Source organism: Streptomyces sp. NPDC046557 (assembly GCF_040645975.1).
Lineage (GTDB): Bacteria > Actinomycetota > Actinomycetes > Streptomycetales > Streptomycetaceae > Streptomyces.
Map to the genome: position 1 here is coordinate 108487 of NZ_JBEYZH010000012.1, position 15806 is coordinate 124292.

The following is a 15806-nucleotide window of genomic DNA, read 5'->3' on the forward strand; positions in this document are numbered from 1 at the left end:
GTTGCCGCACATATGTGCGAAGGGTGAGGTTTGCGGGGTATGCCGGAGGCGATTTTCGGCAGGCCGTTGACCGTATGTGTGCGATGCGCGCGTGGGACGATGATCAATCAAGATCATTTATTGCCGGGGTCCGGGCGTGTTGTCCGTGACAGGTGCGAGGATGCACCCGTACGGAACGGCCGGGACGGGAGCCCTGCCTTCCGGCAGACCTGACCGGACGACGCGTCCGTGCCGGGCGGGGGGTGATCGGGCGGGCTCGCCCGGCCGTCCCCTTTCCCGGGCGCGCGCACCGTGCACTGCGCTCCGCGCAGAAGGGACCGCTGACGGCGATGCAGATCCGGCTGACCGTCCTCGGGTCGCGCAGCGGCCACCAGACCGCGACCGCGCCCGCCGGCTGTGACGTGCTCGTCACCGCGCCCGCGGGTACCGCGCTGGCCGCGGTCGCCTCGGCGCTCGCGGCGACCGTGGGCGGCCCCGACACGGGCGGCACGGTGGTCCTGTACGCGGGCGCAGAACGGCTCGACCCCCAGCGCCGGATGCTGGGCGAGCCGCCGCTGGTGGACGGGGCCGTGCTGGCGCTGCACATGCCGGTGCCGGACGTCGTGCCGGTGCTGCCCGAGGAGGGTCTGGACGCCCCGCAACTACGGGTCGTGGCCGGACCGGACGCGGGCGGGGTCCACCTGCTGCACCCGGGGGCGGTCCGGATCGGGCGGTCCTCGGACGCGGACGTACCGCTCGACGACCCGGACGTGTCGCGGCTGCACTGCACGGTGACGGTCCTGCCGGACGGGCGGGTGACGGTGGCGGACCTCGACTCGACGAACGGCACGACGCTGGACGGGGCCCCGGTGGGCGCGCGGGCGGTGTCGCTGGCGCCCGGCTCGCTGCTGCGCGTCGGCGAATCGACCCTCCGACTGGCCGCGGGCAACACGGAGCCCGTCCTGCCGCTGACGCCGGACATGGAGGGACACCTGGCCCTGCCGGGGGTCTCCGACGGTGTCCGGGGGCCGGGCGCGGAGGCGGATGGGCGGTACGAAGCGTCGGCCGCCGGGACGACCGGATACGCGGGATACGCCGGTTACGGCGACTCCGGTACGGGGTCCACGAGGAGCACCGGCAGCTACGACGGCCCAGGCGCGGGCGCCTACGGCGAAGCGGACGGGCCGGGCGCGGATCTGCCGGCCGCGGGCGGTCAGGGCACTCCGGGGGCGGGGGCGTACGGCCACCGCGCCGAGGCGGTCGGGAGCGCGGGGCGGGGTGGCCATGCGGGGCTGATCCCCCACCCCACCCCTTCCCGAAGCGGGGGCGCGGCCCACGACCCCGAGGTCCCGCGCGCGGGGAGCGGCCAGGGCGGTGGCGTCCACCCCGGCGCCTCCGGCACGGCGTGGCCCACCGCCGGGCAGGACACCGCGAGCCGGCACCGCGCCGCTCCGGCGCAGCCCACTACGGGCTGGGCGGCCGACGCCCCCGACAGGCCGGGGTCCGGCGGATCACCACGCCCTCCCGCCGGCGGGCACCCCGGCGCACGGCACGCGTCAGCCGGAAGCCACCCCGGCGCCTCCGGTTCGGACCGGCCCGCCGCCGCCCCCGCCGCTTCCGACGCAAGCCACCCCGGCGTGCCCGGAACGGGCCGGCCCGACCCCGACCGGCCGGACACCTCCCGCGCACCGCACCCCTCCGCAACGCACCACCCCGGCGCCCCCCGCACGGGTTGGTCGGCCGTTGCCGGCGGGCCGGAAGCCCGGCCCGGCGGGACCCCCTACCCGGGCGCCCACGGCGTCCCGGCGTCGGACCCCGGGCCCGGCCCGTCCGGCGAAACCCCCTACCCGGGGGCCCACGGCCCCGCGGCGCCGAACCTCGCGGACGGGCCGGGAGCGCAGCCCGGCGGCGTCCCGCGCCATGACACCCACGGCGTCCCCGCGCCGGACCCGGCGCACGGCCGGTCCGGCCGAGATTCTTACCCCGGCGCCCACGGCGTCCCCGCGCCGGGCACCGGGCCCCGCCCGGACGGTGGGGCCGCTCGGTCCGCCCCGGCCGGGCCCGGCGCCCGGCCCGGCAGCGCGCACGTCCCTCACGGCGAGGCCCCCCGTACGGCCTGGCCCACCCCCGCTCACGGTTCCCCCGCCCCGCAAGGGCCGGAAACCCAGGGCGCCGGTGGACGGCCCGACCACCTGTCCGTCGGCGGCGGGACGCCTCGGGTGGGCGCTCCCGCCGCGGTGTGGCCCACGCCCGGCGGTTCGGCTGTGCCCGCCGGAGCCGGTCGCCGGCGCGGGATCGGCGCCTGGGCGCGCAAGTGGGTGCGCGGGGAGGACATCGCCGAGCCGGCCGTCGAGGCCGAGGCGCCGCCCGTCGCCCCACCCGCCACCGACGACCCCGCCGCGCTGCTGCTCGCCGCGCTCGGGCCCACCGGCCGGCTCTGGTCCCGCCCGCCCGGCGCCCTCGACGTCGGCCTCGGCGCCGGCAGCCGCGTCGACCTGCGCGAGGCCGGCGCGCTCGGCATCGCGGGGCCGCGCCCCCGCCTCACCGGGGTGGCCCGCTCCGTGATCGCCCAGCTCGCCGCCCTCCACTCCCCCGCGCAGTTGGAGATCGTGCTGCTCGCGATGGATCCGGCCACGGACTGGGACTGGCTCGGCTGGCTCCCGCACGTCCGCCCCGCCCACGGCCAGCACTGCCGTCTGCTGCTCGCCCACGACCGCGAGCAGGCCGCCGCCCGCACCGGCGAGCTGACCCGGCGCCTCGACGACAGCCCCCTCGGCACCGGCTGGGCCACGGCCGGCACCGACGCGGTCCGCCGGGCCGCGTCCGCGTACGAGGGCCCGTACACCCTCGTCGTCCTCGATGGCGACCCCGGAACCGGTGCCCTCCGCGAGGTGACCGCGCGGCTCGCCTCGCACGGCCCCGCCGCCGGCATCCACCTCCTGGCACTCGCCGAGGCCCCGGCCGCCACCCCCGCGAGCCCGCTCGCCGAGACGTACGAGGCGGCCTGCGCGAGCACCCCCGCCTTCCGGTCCTGCGGGGCGGTCGCCGTGCTCAGCGGCGAGGTCGCCACCGCCGTACGGACCTTCCCGGTCAACGGCGGCGCACCCGTCCGCCCCGGCACGACGGCCGTCGCCGACGCCGTCTCCGCCGCCTGGGCGGAGCGGTTCGCCCGCGCCCTGGCCCCGCTGCGCGCCGAGGCGGTCGCCGCCGGCGGCTACCGTCCGGCCGCCGCCAGCCTGCCCCAGACCTGCCGGCTGCTCGACGAGCTCGGCCTGGCCCGGGCCACCCCGGCGTCCCTGATGGCCCGCTGGGCCGCCGCCACCGGGCAGGGCCAGACCGTCGGCGGGCTCGCGGAGGCGGTGCTCGGTGCCGGCCGGCGCGGCCCCGTCGGGGTGGAGTTGGTCCACGACGGCCCGCACCTGCTCATCGAGGGACCGCCGGGGAGCGGGCGTACGGAGTTGCTCCGTTCGATCGCGGCCTCCCTGTGCGCCGGGGCCCGTCCCGACCGGCTCGGCCTGCTGCTGATCGACGGGGCCGGCGGCGAGCGCGGCGAGGGGTTGCTGCCCTGCACCGAGCTGCCGCACGTCTCGGCGCACCTGGTCGCCTCCGACCCGCTGCGCATGCGGGAGTTCGCGCAGGCGCTGGGCGCCGAGCTCAAGCGCCGGCACGAGCTGCTGGACGGCGTGACGTTCGCCGAGTGGCACGCACGGCGCGAGGTCTCGGACCGGATGGTCTCGCCCCGCCGGCCCGCCCCGGAGGAGGGCCGGAGCGCGGCCCCGTCCTCGGGCACGATCGGCGACGAGGACTCCCAGCGCACCGGCACCCTGCGGCTGCGCGCCTCCGCCCCCCGGACCGGAGCGGCCGCCGGGCCCGGTCCGCTGCCGCGCCTGGTGGTCCTCGTGGACGACTTCGACGCGCTGGTGGCGCCCGGCCTCGGCAGTACGGGCCGGCCCGCGGCCGGTTCGGTGGTCCGCATCCTGGAGGGCCTGGCCCGCGAGGGCGCCCGGCTCGGGGTGCACCTGGTGGCCACCAGCGCCCGCCCGGACCGTACGGCCGGCACGGAACCGGCCCGCCTCGCCACGCTTCGGGTCGAACTCGACGCCCCCGACCAGCCGGGCCCCGGCCGGGGCCTGCTCCACTACGCCGACGGCCGGACGGTCCCCTTCCAGGGCGGCCGGGTCACCGGACGCATTCCACGGACCGCCACGTCGAGGCCGACGGTGGTTCCGCTGGAGTGGCGGCGGATGGGTGATCCACCGGCCCGCCGGCCCGTCCGCGAGTTGGGCAACGGCCCGACGGACCTGGCACTGCTGGCCAGTGCCCTGGACCGGGCCTCGCACCTGGTCTCCGCGATACCCGTGCTGTTCCCGGCGGCCCCCTAGCCCACCGCGCCCCACCGGGAACACTCCGAACAGGCCTCCGCCACCCGCGAGGCGGTATTGCGGGGGTGCGCCGCTCGGCGTAGACCTTGTGGCACGGAACACACCACGAGCACACCGGCATCGGGGGCAGAGCCATGCGCAGGGAGCACGGAACCGGCCACACGGAAGCCCGCAGGGGGCGTCAGGGCAGCCGCCGTACGAGGGCACACGCCTGGGCGGCCCTGGTGGCGACGGGCGCGCTGGCGCTCACCGCGTGCGGCGGGGGCGGCGGGGGCGGCGACAAGGCGGACCCTCCGGCGGGCTCCGGGCCCTCGGCCGGTCCGCGGGTGGCGCTGCCGCAGCTGACCGGCGAGAAGCTGGAGGTCGCGGCGGTCTGGACGGGCCCGGAGCAGGCCAACTTCACGAAGGTGCTGAAGGAGTTCGAGAAGCGCACGGGCGCCACCGTCACCTTCGTCCCGGCCCAGGACCCGATCGTCACCTTCCTCGGTTCGAAGATCGCTGGCGGGCAGCCGCCGGACGTGGCGCTGCTGCCGCAGGTCGGGGCGCTGGTCTCGGCGGTGCGCAACAAGTGGGTGCAGCCGGTGGGTCCGGAGGCCAAGGCAGAGCTGGAGAAGAACTACTCGCAGGGTTGGAAGACGCTGGGCGCGGTCGACGGCACCCAGTACGGCGTGTACTACAAGGCGGCCAACAAGTCGCTGGTCTGGTACAACGCGAAAGCGTTCGAGGCGGCGGGCGTGCAGCCGCCGAAGACGTGGAAGGACCTGATCACGGCGGCGGACACGCTCTCCGCGTCCGGCACCCCGGCGGTGTCGGTGGCCGGTGCGGACGGCTGGACCCTGACGGACTGGTTCGAGAACGTCTACCTCTCCCAGGCCGGTCCGGAGAAGTACGACAAGCTGGCGAAGCACGAGATCAAGTGGACGGACGACAGCGTCAAGCAGGCGCTGACGACGCTCGGCGAGCTGTTCGGCCGCACGGACTACCTGGCGGGCGGGCAGAGCGGCGCCCTGGCGACCGAGTTCCCGAAGTCCGTGACGCAGACCTTCACCGGCGGTGACCGGCCGGCGGCCGCGATGGTCTTCGAGGGCGACTTCGTGGCGGTGAACATCGCGCAGACGGAGGCGAAGGTCGGCAAGGACGCGCTCGTCTTCCCGTTCCCGGCGGTCGGCGGCGGCAAGGCGCCGGTCGTCTCGGGCGGTGACGTGGCGGTCGCGCTCAAGCCGTCCAAGGGCGCGCAGGCACTGCTGACGTTCCTGGCCTCGCCGGACGCGGCGGAGGTCCAGGCCCGCGAGGGCGGTTTCGTCTCCCCGAACAAGTCGGTGGATCCGGCCGCGTACCCGAACGACATCCAGCGGGGCATCGCGAAGGCGCTGATCGCGGCGGGCGACGACTTCCGCTTCGACATGTCGGACCAGGCTCCGGCGGCCTTCGGCGGGACGCCGGGCGCGGGTGAGTGGAAGGACCTCCAGGACTTCCTGGCGAACCCGTCGGACGTGGCGGGCGCGCAGGCGAAGCTGGAGGCGGACGCGGCCAAGGCGTTCGGGAACTGACCCGGTGGCGGCCCCCGACGTCTCACGGGCGGGGGAGGTCAGGCGCCGCCGTCTCATAGCGGCGGCGTTCCTCCTCCCCGCGCTGGTCCTGCTGGGTGCGCTCGTCGTGCACCCCATCGGCTACTCGCTGTACCGCAGCTTCTTCGACCGTTCGGGCGACACCTTCGTCGGCGGCGACAACTACGTGGAGATACTGCGGGACGACACGATCCGTACGGCGCTGCGGAACACCGCGCTGTGGGTGGTGCTGGCCCCGACCACCGCCACCGCCCTCGGGCTGATCTTCGCGGTGCTCACCGAACGGGTGCGTTGGGGCACGGCGTTCAAGCTGCTGGTGTTCATGCCGATGGCGATCTCGATGCTGGCGGCGGGCATCATTTTCCGGCTGGTCTACGACCAGGACCCGCACCGCGGTGTGGCGAACGCCGTGTGGGTCGGGGTGCACGACACCTTCGCCGAGTCCTCGGCCTTCCCGAAGGCCCGTCCGGGCCGGGACTCCCCGCTGGTGGCGGTCGCGGGCGGGGCGTTCGAGACCCGTGACCCGGTGCGCGCGGGCACGCCGGTACCCGTCCCGCTGGTCGGTGTGGCCCCCGACGCCCTGCCCGAGGGGACCCGTACCGCCAGGGCCCCCGCCGCCGAGCCCGGCAAGGTCACCGGGACGGTCTGGCAGGACTTCACCCGGGGCGGCGGCGGCCGGACGAACACCGTCGACCCCACGGAGTCGGCGCTCGCGGGGATGCGGATCGAGGCGGTCAAGGACGGCCGGGTGGTGGAGCGGACCACGGCCCGCTCCGACGGCACCTTCACCCTGTCCGCGAAGGCCGACGGGGCGCGGCTGCGGCTGCCCGCGTCGAACTTCCGCGAGGCGTACGCGGGCGTGGCGTGGCTCGGTCCGACGCTGGTGACCCCGGCGGTGATCGGGGCGTACGTGTGGATGTGGGCCGGGTTCGCGATGGTGCTGATCGGGGCCGGGCTGGCCTCCGTACCGCGGGAGCTGCTGGAGGCGGCGCGGGTGGACGGGGCGAACGAGTGGCAGGTGTTCCGGCGGATCACCGTGCCGCTGCTGGCGCCCGTGCTGGCGGTCGTCCTCGTCACCCTCGTCATCAACGTGATGAAGATCTTCGACCTGGTGTTCGTGATCGCGCCGGGCGCGGTGCAGGACGACGCGAACGTGCTCGCACTGCAGTTGTACCGCACCTCCTTCGGGACGGACGCGGATCAGGGGTTGGGCAGCGCGATCGCCGTGCTGCTGCTGGTGCTGGTGGTGCCGGTCATGCTGTACAACATCCGCCGGATGCGCCGGGAGGCCCGCCGATGAGCGCCGCACCGTGGTCCTGGTCCCCGCAGGGCTTGGCCGCCCGGCTGGCCGGCGGAGCACTCCGTGTCTTCCTGGTCCTCGCGGGCCTGTTCTGGCTGCTGCCCACGCTGGGCCTGCTGATCTCGTCGTTCCTCTCGTCCACCGACCTGAACAAGGGCGGCTGGTGGCAGGCGCTGAGCGCGCCCGCGCGGTTGACCGCCGACAACTACGCGCACCTGCTGTCCAACGAGACGATCACCGGCTCGCTGCTGAGCACCGTCGCGATCACCGTTCCGGCGACCCTGCTCGTGGTCACGCTGGGCGCGTTCGCCGGGTACGCGTTCGCGTGGCTGGAGTTCCCGGGGCGCGATTGGCTGTTCCTGATCGTCGTCGGGCTGTTGGTGGTTCCCGTGCAGGTGGCGTTGATCCCGGTGTCGAAACTGTTCGGCGCGATCGGGCTGTTCGAGACGACGGCCGGCGTGGTGCTGTTCCACACGGCCTTCGGGCTGCCGTTCGCGGTGTTCCTGCTGCGGAACTTCTTCGCGGAGATCCCGCGCGAGTTGCTGGAGGCGGCGCGGCTGGACGGTGCGGGCGAACTGCGGCTGTTCGCGCGGGTGGTGCTGCCGCTGGGCGGTCCGGCGATCGCCTCGCTCGGCATCTTCCAGTTCCTGTGGGTGTGGAACGACATGCTGGTGGCGCTCGTCTTCGCGGATTCCACGCACCCGCCGATCACGGTGGCGCTCCAGCAGCAGGTACGGCAGTTCGGCAACAACATCGACGTGCTGGCGCCGGGCGCGTTCCTGTCGATGGTGGTGCCGCTGGTCGTCTTCTTCGCCTTCCAGCGGCAGTTCGTGTCGGGGGTGACGGCCGGGGCGATCAAATGAACCGGCTCCAGGGGCCGTGATCATGCGGTAGACGTGCGTCATCGGTCGCCGCACGGGGGTAACAGCAGCTCCTGTTTCCTTCCGTAGCGCCTTATCCCGCGGCGGCCTTCATGCCGGCGACCACCGACCGCGCCAGTTCATCGAGGTACGAGGCGGGGACCTCGTCGCGGACCACGACCTGCCGCCAGTACAGCGGGCCGATCGCCAGGTCGAGCGCCCTGCCCGGGTCCGTGCCCGGCGCCAGCTCGCCGCGGGCGACGGCCTCGGAGACGATCCCCTCCGCCATGCCCCGTTCGCCGGCCAGCAGCGCGCCGCGCACCGCGTCGGCGATCTCGGGCTGGCGGGCCGCCTCCACCAGCAGGTCGGGGATCACCGCCGACGCCACGGGGTGGCGCAGGACATGGGACATGACCTCCAGCAGGGCCCGTACGTCCCCGTACAGCGAGCCCGTCGCCGGTACCGGGAGCCCGTCGGTCGCGAAGGCTCCGACCAGGTCCAGCACGAGGTGCAGTTTGGACTTCCAGCGCCGGTAGACGGCCGTCTTGCCGACGCCCGCGCGGCGCGCGATGCCCTCGATCGACATCCGGGCGAAGCCGACCGTCGCCAGCTCCTCCAGGACCGCCGCCCGGATCGCCCGGGTGACGTCCTCGCGCAGGACGGCGGCTCCCGCCGGTGCGCGGCGGGCGGGGGCGGCGGGCTCGGAGACGGTGGCGGCGGGGTCGGAGGTCATGGAACAGAGCATAACGGCGCGGGCCGCCTCCACCCCGTCGCGACGATACGGTTGCGTCTCGACGCGTAGACACTTACTCTCAGCGTCACGACGATACGTAACCGTTCCGTCGGACGTCCGACGTGTCTCCCGTCGAAAGCGACCCCGTGACCGTGACAGTGCCCCCCGTGACCGCACCGCCGCCGCTGACGGCGAAGCCGATGACACCGGCAGAGCTGGCCGCCGCCCACGGCCTGACCCTCAGCGGCGCCCGCCCCTCCCTCCCCCGCTACGTCGCGCAACTGTGGGAGCGTCGCCACTTCGTGACGGCGTACGCCACCGCCCGCATGCACGCCACGTACAGCGCGGCGCGCCTCGGCCAGGTCTGGCACCTGGCCACCCCGCTGCTCAACGCGGCCGTCTACTACTTCATCTTCGGCGTGATCATGAACGCCGGGCACCAGGTGGCGGACTACATCCCCTTCCTGATCACCGGCGTGTTCGTGTGGGACTTCATCGGAAGCTCCGTCAACGCCGGCACCCGCGCCGTCCACAGCAACCTCGGCCTGGTCCGGGCCCTGCACTTCCCCCGCGCGGCCCTGCCCCTGTCCACGGTCATCCAGCTCTTCCAGCAGCTGCTCGTCACCGTGGGCGCCCTGGTCATCCTGCTGCTCGCGCTCGGCCAGACACCCGGGCCGTCCTGGCTCCTCGCGGCGCCGGCCCTGCTGCTGTGCGCCGTCTTCTGCGCCGGTTGCGCCCTGGCCATGGCGCGCATCGGCAGCAAGAACCCCGACGTCAGCCAGTTGATGCCGTTCATCCTGCGCACCTGGATGTACTCCTCGGGCGTGATGTGGTCCATCGAGCAGACGCTCAAGTCGGACCACCTGCCGCACTGGGTGACCACGGCCCTCCAGATCAACCCCGCGGCCGTCTACATCGACCTGATGCGCTTCGCGCTGATCGACAGCTTCAAGGCGGGATCGCTCCCGCACCACGTGTGGCCGATCGCCATCGGCTGGGCCCTGATCGCGGGCCTCGGCGGTTTCGTCTTCTTCTGGAAGGCAGAAGAGGAGTACGGACGTGGCTGACACCACCATCCCCGGCGCCATCCCCACCGTCATCGCGGACGAGGTCCACGTCGTCTACAAGGTGTACGGCACCGGCACCCGCAAGGGCGGCGCGACCGCCGCCCTGAGCCGGATCATCTCCCGCAAGCCCGCCCCCGGCGTCCGCGAGGTACACGCCGTCAAGGGCGTCAGCTTCACCGCCTACAAGGGCGAGGCCATCGGCCTCATCGGCTCCAACGGCTCGGGCAAGTCCACCCTGCTCGCTGCGATCGCCGGCCTCCAGCCCGTGGCCCGCGGCCGGGTCTACTCCCACGGCCAGCCCTCGCTCCTCGGGGTGAACGCCGCCCTGATGAACGACCTGACGGGCGAGCGCAACGTCATACTCGGCGGCCTCGCGATGGGCATGTCCAAGCAGCAGATCCACGAGCGCTACCAGGACATCGTCGACTTCTCCGGCATCAACGAGAAGGGCGACTTCATCTCCCTTCCCATGCGTACCTACTCCTCCGGCATGGGCGCCCGGCTGCGCTTCTCCATCGCCGCGGCCAAGGACCACGACGTCCTGATGATCGACGAGGCCCTGGCCACCGGCGACGCCGCCTTCCAGCGCCGCAGCCAGGACCGCATCGCGGAGCTGCGCCGGAGCGCCGGCACCGTCTTCCTCGTCAGCCACTCCATCGGCACCGTCCGCGAGACCTGCGACCGGGCGATCTGGCTGGAATCGGGGGTCCTGCGCATGGACGGCCCCGCCGGCGAGGTCTGCGACGCCTACGAGTCCTTCACCCGCTCGGGCTGAGACCCCGCGCCGGGGCGCCCGGTGGCGCCGCGCGACGAAAGCGGGCGGCCCCGGGACCGAAAGGTCCCGGGGCCGCCCGCTTCACCGCTCAGCCGTGCGAGCGCAGCAGCGACCGCATCGTCCGCATCGCGACGGACAGGTTCGCCAGGTCGAAGTCGTCCGACCCCCGGATCTCGTCCAGGGTCGTCCGCGCCCGGCCGATGATCGCCGCGTTGCGCTCCTCCCACGCCTTGAAGCGCTCCTCGGGAGTCGCGTCGCCGTTGCCGGCCGCCAGCACGTCGGCGGTCAGCGCCGCGTGCGCCGCGAACAGGTCCTCGCGGATGGAGGCGCGGGCCATGGACTGCCAGCGGTCGGCCCGCGGCAGCTCGATGATCCGGTCCATCAGCTGGGTGATGTCCAGGCGGTCGCCCAGGTCGTAGTAGACCTCCGCGACGTCCAGCGGGTCGACACCCGTGCGGTCGGCGATCGCGACGATGTCGAGCGTCGGGAACGCGGACGAGAAGCCGGCCACCTTGGCCGCCAGCTCCTGCGGCACGCCCTCGCCGGTCAGCTCGTCCATGATCGACTGGTACCACTCCAGGTCGGCGCCGCGCACCAGCTTGGGCAGTTCCGCCCAGACCTGGCCCACCCGGTCGCCGAAGAGCTCGATGGTCTCGGTGATCTCCAGCGGCTGCGGCCGGTTGTTGAGCAGCCAGCGGGTGCCGCGCTCGACCAGACGCCGCGAGTGCAGCCGCACCCGGGTCTGGACACTGGCCGCGACCTTGTTGTCCAGCGCCTCGACCGCGTCCCAGACCTCGGCCAGGCCGAAGATCTCGCGGGCCGCGAGCTGCGCCCGGACGATCTCCTCCGTGGCGGCTCCGGTCTCCTCCCGCAGGCGGTGCAGGAACGTCGAACCACCCGTGTTGACGGTGTCGTTGACCAGCAGGGTGGTGACGATCTCCCGACGCAGCGCGTGCGCGTCGATCTGCTCGCCGAACTTCTCCCGCAGCGGGGCCGGGAAGTAGGCGTGCAGCAGGCGACGCAGGTACGGGTCGTCCGGCAGCACCGTGTGGATCAGCTCGTCCGCCACCGTGATCTTGGTGTAGGCGAACAGGACGGCCAGTTCCGGCTGGGTCAGACCCTTGCCGTTGTTGAGCAGCTCGCGGATCTGCCGGTCGTTGGGCAGGAACTCCAGCGCCCGGTCCAGCCGGCCCTCACGGCCCAGGCGCCGCATGAAGCGCTGCTGGGCGTGGAGCAGGCTGGGGGCCTGCGCCGAGCCGTTCGCCAGGGCCACGTTCTGCGCGTAGTTGTTGCGCAGCACCAGAGTGCCGACCTCGTCGGTCATCTCGGCGAGCAGCGCGTTGCGCTGCTTGACGGTCATGTCGCCGTCCGCGACCACCGAGTTGAGCAGGATCTTGATGTTCACCTCGTGGTCGGAGGTGTCCACACCGGCGCTGTTGTCGATGGCGTCGGTGTTGACCTTGCCGCCCTCGCCGCCGGCCCCGACCCGGGCGAACTCGATGCGGCCGAGCTGGGTCAGACCCAGGTTGCCGCCCTCACCGATGACCTGGGCGCGCACGTCGGCACCGTTGACGCGGATCGCGTCGTTGGCCTTGTCGCCGACGTCGGCGTGCGTCTCGGCCGTCGCCTTGACGTACGTACCGATGCCGCCGTTCCACAGCAGGTCCACGGGGGCCTTGAGGATGGCCTGCATCAGCTCGGCCGGCGTCAGCTTCGAGACGCCCGCCTCGATGCCGAGGGCCTCCCGCATGTGCGCGTTGATCGGGATGGCCTTCGCCGTACGCGGGTGGACGCCGCCGCCCGCCGAGAGCAGCGCGGTGTCGTAGTCGGCCCACGAGGAACGCGGCAGATCGAACAGGCGCCGGCGTTCGGCGTAGGAGGTCGCCGCGTCCGGGTGCGGGTCGATGAAGATGTGCCGGTGGTCGAAGGCCGCCACCAGGCGGATGTGCTCGGAGAGCAGCATGCCGTTGCCGAACACGTCACCCGACATGTCGCCGACGCCGACGACCGTGAAGTCCTCGGTCTGCGTGTCGTGGCCCAGCTCCCGGAAGTGCCGCTTCACGGACTCCCAGGCGCCGCGGGCGGTGATGCCCATGCCCTTGTGGTCGTAGCCCGCGCTGCCGCCGGAGGCGAAGGCGTCGCCCAGCCAGAAGCCGTACGCCTCCGCGACCCCGTTGGCGATGTCGGAGAAGGTCGCGGTGCCCTTGTCGGCGGCGACGACGAGGTAGGTGTCGTCCTCGTCGTGACGGACGACGCCCTTCGGCGGCACGACCTCACCGGCGACCATGTTGTCGGTGATGTCGAGCAGCGCCGAGATGAAGATCTTGTACGAGGCGATGCCCTCGGCGAGCCAGGCGTCGCGGTCCACCGACGGGTCCGGCAGGTTCTTCGCGACGAAGCCGCCCTTCGCGCCGACCGGCACGATCACGGTGTTCTTGACCATCTGCGCCTTGACCAGGCCGAGGACCTCCGTACGGAAGTCCTCACGCCGGTCGGACCAGCGCAGGCCGCCTCGGGCGACCTTGCCGAAGCGCAGGTGGACGCCCTCGACGCGCGGCGAGTACACCCAGATCTCGAAGGCGGGGCGCGGGGCCGGCAGGTCCGGGATGGCCTGCGGGTCGAACTTCATCGACACGTACGCGTGCGGCTGGCCCGCGTCGTTCATCTGGCCCCCGCTCTTGCTTCCCTCGCCGGCGCTCTGGAAGAAGTTGGTGCGCAGCGTCGCCTTGATGAGCGTCAGGAAGGAGCGCAGGATGCGGTCCTCGTCCAGCGAGGCGACCTGGTCCAGGGCCCCGTCCAGCTCCTCCAGCATCGCGTCGACCAGCTCGGTGCCGGCGGTCTGCCGGGCCGGGGACATCCGCGCCTCGAAGAGCGAGACCAGCAGCCGGGTGGTGTGGACGTTGTTGCGGAGGGTGTCCTCCATGTAGTCCTGGCTGAAGGTGGACCCGGCCTGACGCAGGTACTTGGCGTACGCGCGCAGCACCACGGCCTGTCGCCAGGTGAGCCCGGCGCTCAGCACCAGGGTGTTGAAGTTGTCGTTCTCCGCCTGCCCCTGCCAGACCGCCGCGAAGGCGTCCTGGAAGCGCTCGCGGGCGTCGTCGCCGAGGTGGCCGTCGCCGTGGCCCGAGGACACCGGCATCCGCAGACCGAAGTCGTAGATCCACGCGTGGCTGCGGTCGCTGCACCGCAGCTCGTACGGCCGCTCGTCGGTGACCTCGACGCCCAGCCGCTGGAGCACCGGCAGCACGGCGGACAGGGAGACCTGCTCGCCCTGCCGGTAGATCTTGAAGCGGCGCTCGCCGGGGCCCGCGCCGACCGGCTCGTACAGGGAGAGGTCGAACTCCCGGTCACTCTCGGACAGCCGTTCCAGGCGCACCAGGTCGGCGACGGCGGCGCGCGGCGAGTGGTCGGCCTTGTAGCCCTCGGGGAAGGAGTTCCCGTAGCGGCGCAGCAGCTCGGCGGCGCGCTCCTCACCGGTCTCCGCGATCAGTGCCTCTCCGAAGCCGTCGGCCCAGGAGCGGGCGGCCTCCACCAGCCGGGCCTCGATGCGCTCCACGTCGGCGTCGGTCAGCGCGGGCAGCTCGGTGCCCTGCGGGACGCGGACGACGAAGTGGATGCGGGACAGGATCGACTCGGTGTTCCAGGCGGTGAAGTCGACGCTGGTGCCGTTCAGCTCCTCCTGGAGGATGGAGATCAGGCGCAGCCGGACGCCGGTGGTGTACCGGTCGCGCGGCAGGTAGACCAGCGCGGAGTAGTAACGCCCGTACTCGTCCTGCCGCAGGTACAGCCGCAGCCGGCGGCGCTCCTGGAGGTACAGGACGGAGGTCACGATCTCGCGGAGCTTGTCGACCGGGGTCTGGAACAGCTCGTCGCGCGGGTAGGTCTCCAGGATCTGCAGCAGGTCGCGGCCGTCGTGGCTGTTGGGCGAGAACCCGGCGCCTTCGAGGACCTCGGCGACCTTGCGGCGGATCACGGGCACGCGGCGCACCGACTCGGTGTACGCGGCGGAGGAGAACAGCCCGAGGAAGCGGCGCTCGCCGACGACGTTGCCCTCGGCGTCGAACTTCTTGACGCCGACGTAGTCCAGGTACGAGGGGCGGTGCACGGTGGCGCGGCTGTTGGCCTTGGTCAGCACCAGCAGCCGGTGCTCGCGGGCCTTGGCACGGGCGTCGGCCGGCAGCCGGTTGAAGGACGGCGAGACGGGGTGCGCGTCCTCCTGGCCGTGGTGGAGGGGGTCGGAGCGCAGGATGCCGAGACCGGTGCCGGGCACGGCGGCCAGCGCGTCGTCGTCGACGAGGTTGTACTCGCGGAAGCCGAGGAAGGTGAAGTGGTCGTCGGCGAGCCAGCGCAGCAGCTCGCGGGCCTCTTCCGGCTCGTACTCGCGCAGGTCGGGCGCGGTCGGCTCGTTCGGCAGTTCGTCGGCGATGCGCAGCGCCGCGTCGCGCATCTTCTCCCAGTCCTCGACGGCCTCGCGCACGTCGGACAGGACGCGCTGGAGGTCGGCGGTGATCTGCTTGAGGTCGGCGCGGTCGGTCTCGCGGTCGATCTCCACGTGGATCCAGGACTCGACGAGGGAGTCGTGGGGGCGCGCGGTGCGGGGGCCGTGGGCGTCGCAGTCCGGGCCGAGGATCTCGATGAGCTTGCCGGTCAGGTCACGGCGGACGACGACCTGGGGGTGGATCACGACGTGGATCCCGCGGCCCTGGCGCGACAGCTCGTTGGTGACGCTGTCCACGAGGAAGGGCATGTCGTCGGTCACGACCTCGACGACCGAGTGGCTGGAGGTCCAGCCGTTCTCCTCGACCGTGGGGGTGTGCACGCGCACCATCGCCTTGCCCTGCGGGCGCTGCTCGGCCAGCCGGTAGTGGGAGAGTGCGGCCCCGAACACGTCGACCGGATCCCGGTCCAGCAGGTCCTCGGGGGCGGTGTGCAGGTAGTACCGCTGGAGATAGGCGAGCGTCGTGCCCGGGTCGGGACGCTCCCCCTGTTCGGACCCAGTCGGAAGTAGCCCCCCGGCCGGGCTGTTCTCAGCTACCCGTGCCGCCCGCGCGAGCAGCTCGGCCTTTGCTTCGTCCAGCTTGGTCTGCATGTCCTCTGGCTCCTGTCGCGCGCCATTGCGTGACGTAGGTGAAGGAAGGAATG

Annotated in this window: 8 protein-coding genes; 6 read left to right on the forward strand and 2 right to left on the reverse strand. The window is 73.1% G+C overall.

Going from position 1 to position 15806, the window contains the following annotated elements; genetic code table 11:
• Nucleotides 1-329 precede the first annotated feature (329 nt).
• The 4 genes from ABZ934_RS21415 to ABZ934_RS21430 all read left to right on the forward strand — a co-directional run bounded on the left by ABZ934_RS21415 (nt 330) and on the right by ABZ934_RS21430 (nt 8092).
• Entirely contained in the window at nt 330-4361 is a 4032-nt protein-coding gene (locus ABZ934_RS21415; protein ID WP_361315453.1) for an FHA domain-containing protein, read from the forward strand.
• Between the two features lie 134 nt (nt 4362-4495).
• Entirely contained in the window at nt 4496-5911 is a 1416-nt protein-coding gene (locus ABZ934_RS21420) for an ABC transporter substrate-binding protein (protein WP_361315455.1), read from the forward strand.
• A 4-nt stretch (nt 5912-5915) separates the two neighbouring features.
• Nucleotides 5916-7229, forward strand: a complete 1314-nt coding sequence (locus ABZ934_RS21425; RefSeq protein WP_361315457.1) for a sugar ABC transporter permease — start codon at nt 5916-5918, stop codon at nt 7227-7229.
• Nucleotides 7226-8092 carry a carbohydrate ABC transporter permease gene (locus ABZ934_RS21430; protein WP_361315459.1) on the forward strand — a complete coding sequence of 289 codons (867 nt, stop codon included), beginning with the start codon at nt 7226-7228 and terminating at the stop codon, nt 8090-8092. The genes ABZ934_RS21425 and ABZ934_RS21430 overlap by 4 nt, the downstream gene beginning before the upstream one ends.
• Before the next feature lie 91 nt (nt 8093-8183).
• Here ABZ934_RS21430 and ABZ934_RS21435 read toward each other — a convergent pair whose 3' ends face one another.
• Nucleotides 8184-8834 (reverse strand): TetR/AcrR family transcriptional regulator, encoded by a 651-nt coding sequence (locus tag ABZ934_RS21435; RefSeq protein WP_361315462.1) that lies wholly within the window; start codon nt 8832-8834, stop codon nt 8184-8186.
• Nucleotides 8835-9022: 188 nt separating this feature from the next.
• Between ABZ934_RS21435 and ABZ934_RS21440 the strand changes: the two genes are divergently transcribed.
• Both ABZ934_RS21440 and ABZ934_RS21445 read left to right on the forward strand, forming a co-directional pair.
• The gene (locus ABZ934_RS21440) at nt 9023-9889 is read left to right on the forward strand and encodes an ABC transporter permease (protein ID WP_361315546.1); all 867 of its coding nucleotides are present in this window, start codon (nt 9023-9025) and stop codon (nt 9887-9889) included.
• A complete protein-coding gene (locus tag ABZ934_RS21445; RefSeq protein ID WP_361315465.1) occupies nt 9882-10664 on the forward strand; it encodes an ABC transporter ATP-binding protein in 783 nt (260 codons plus the stop codon). The genes ABZ934_RS21440 and ABZ934_RS21445 overlap by 8 nt, the downstream gene beginning before the upstream one ends.
• A gap of 88 nt (nt 10665-10752) precedes the next feature.
• Here the strand turns inward: ABZ934_RS21445 and ABZ934_RS21450 are convergent, their stop codons facing one another.
• Complete coding sequence (locus ABZ934_RS21450) at nt 10753-15753, reverse strand: NAD-glutamate dehydrogenase (RefSeq protein WP_361315468.1); 5001 nt, start codon at nt 15751-15753, stop codon at nt 10753-10755.
• Between the last annotated feature and the right edge of the window lie 53 nt (nt 15754-15806).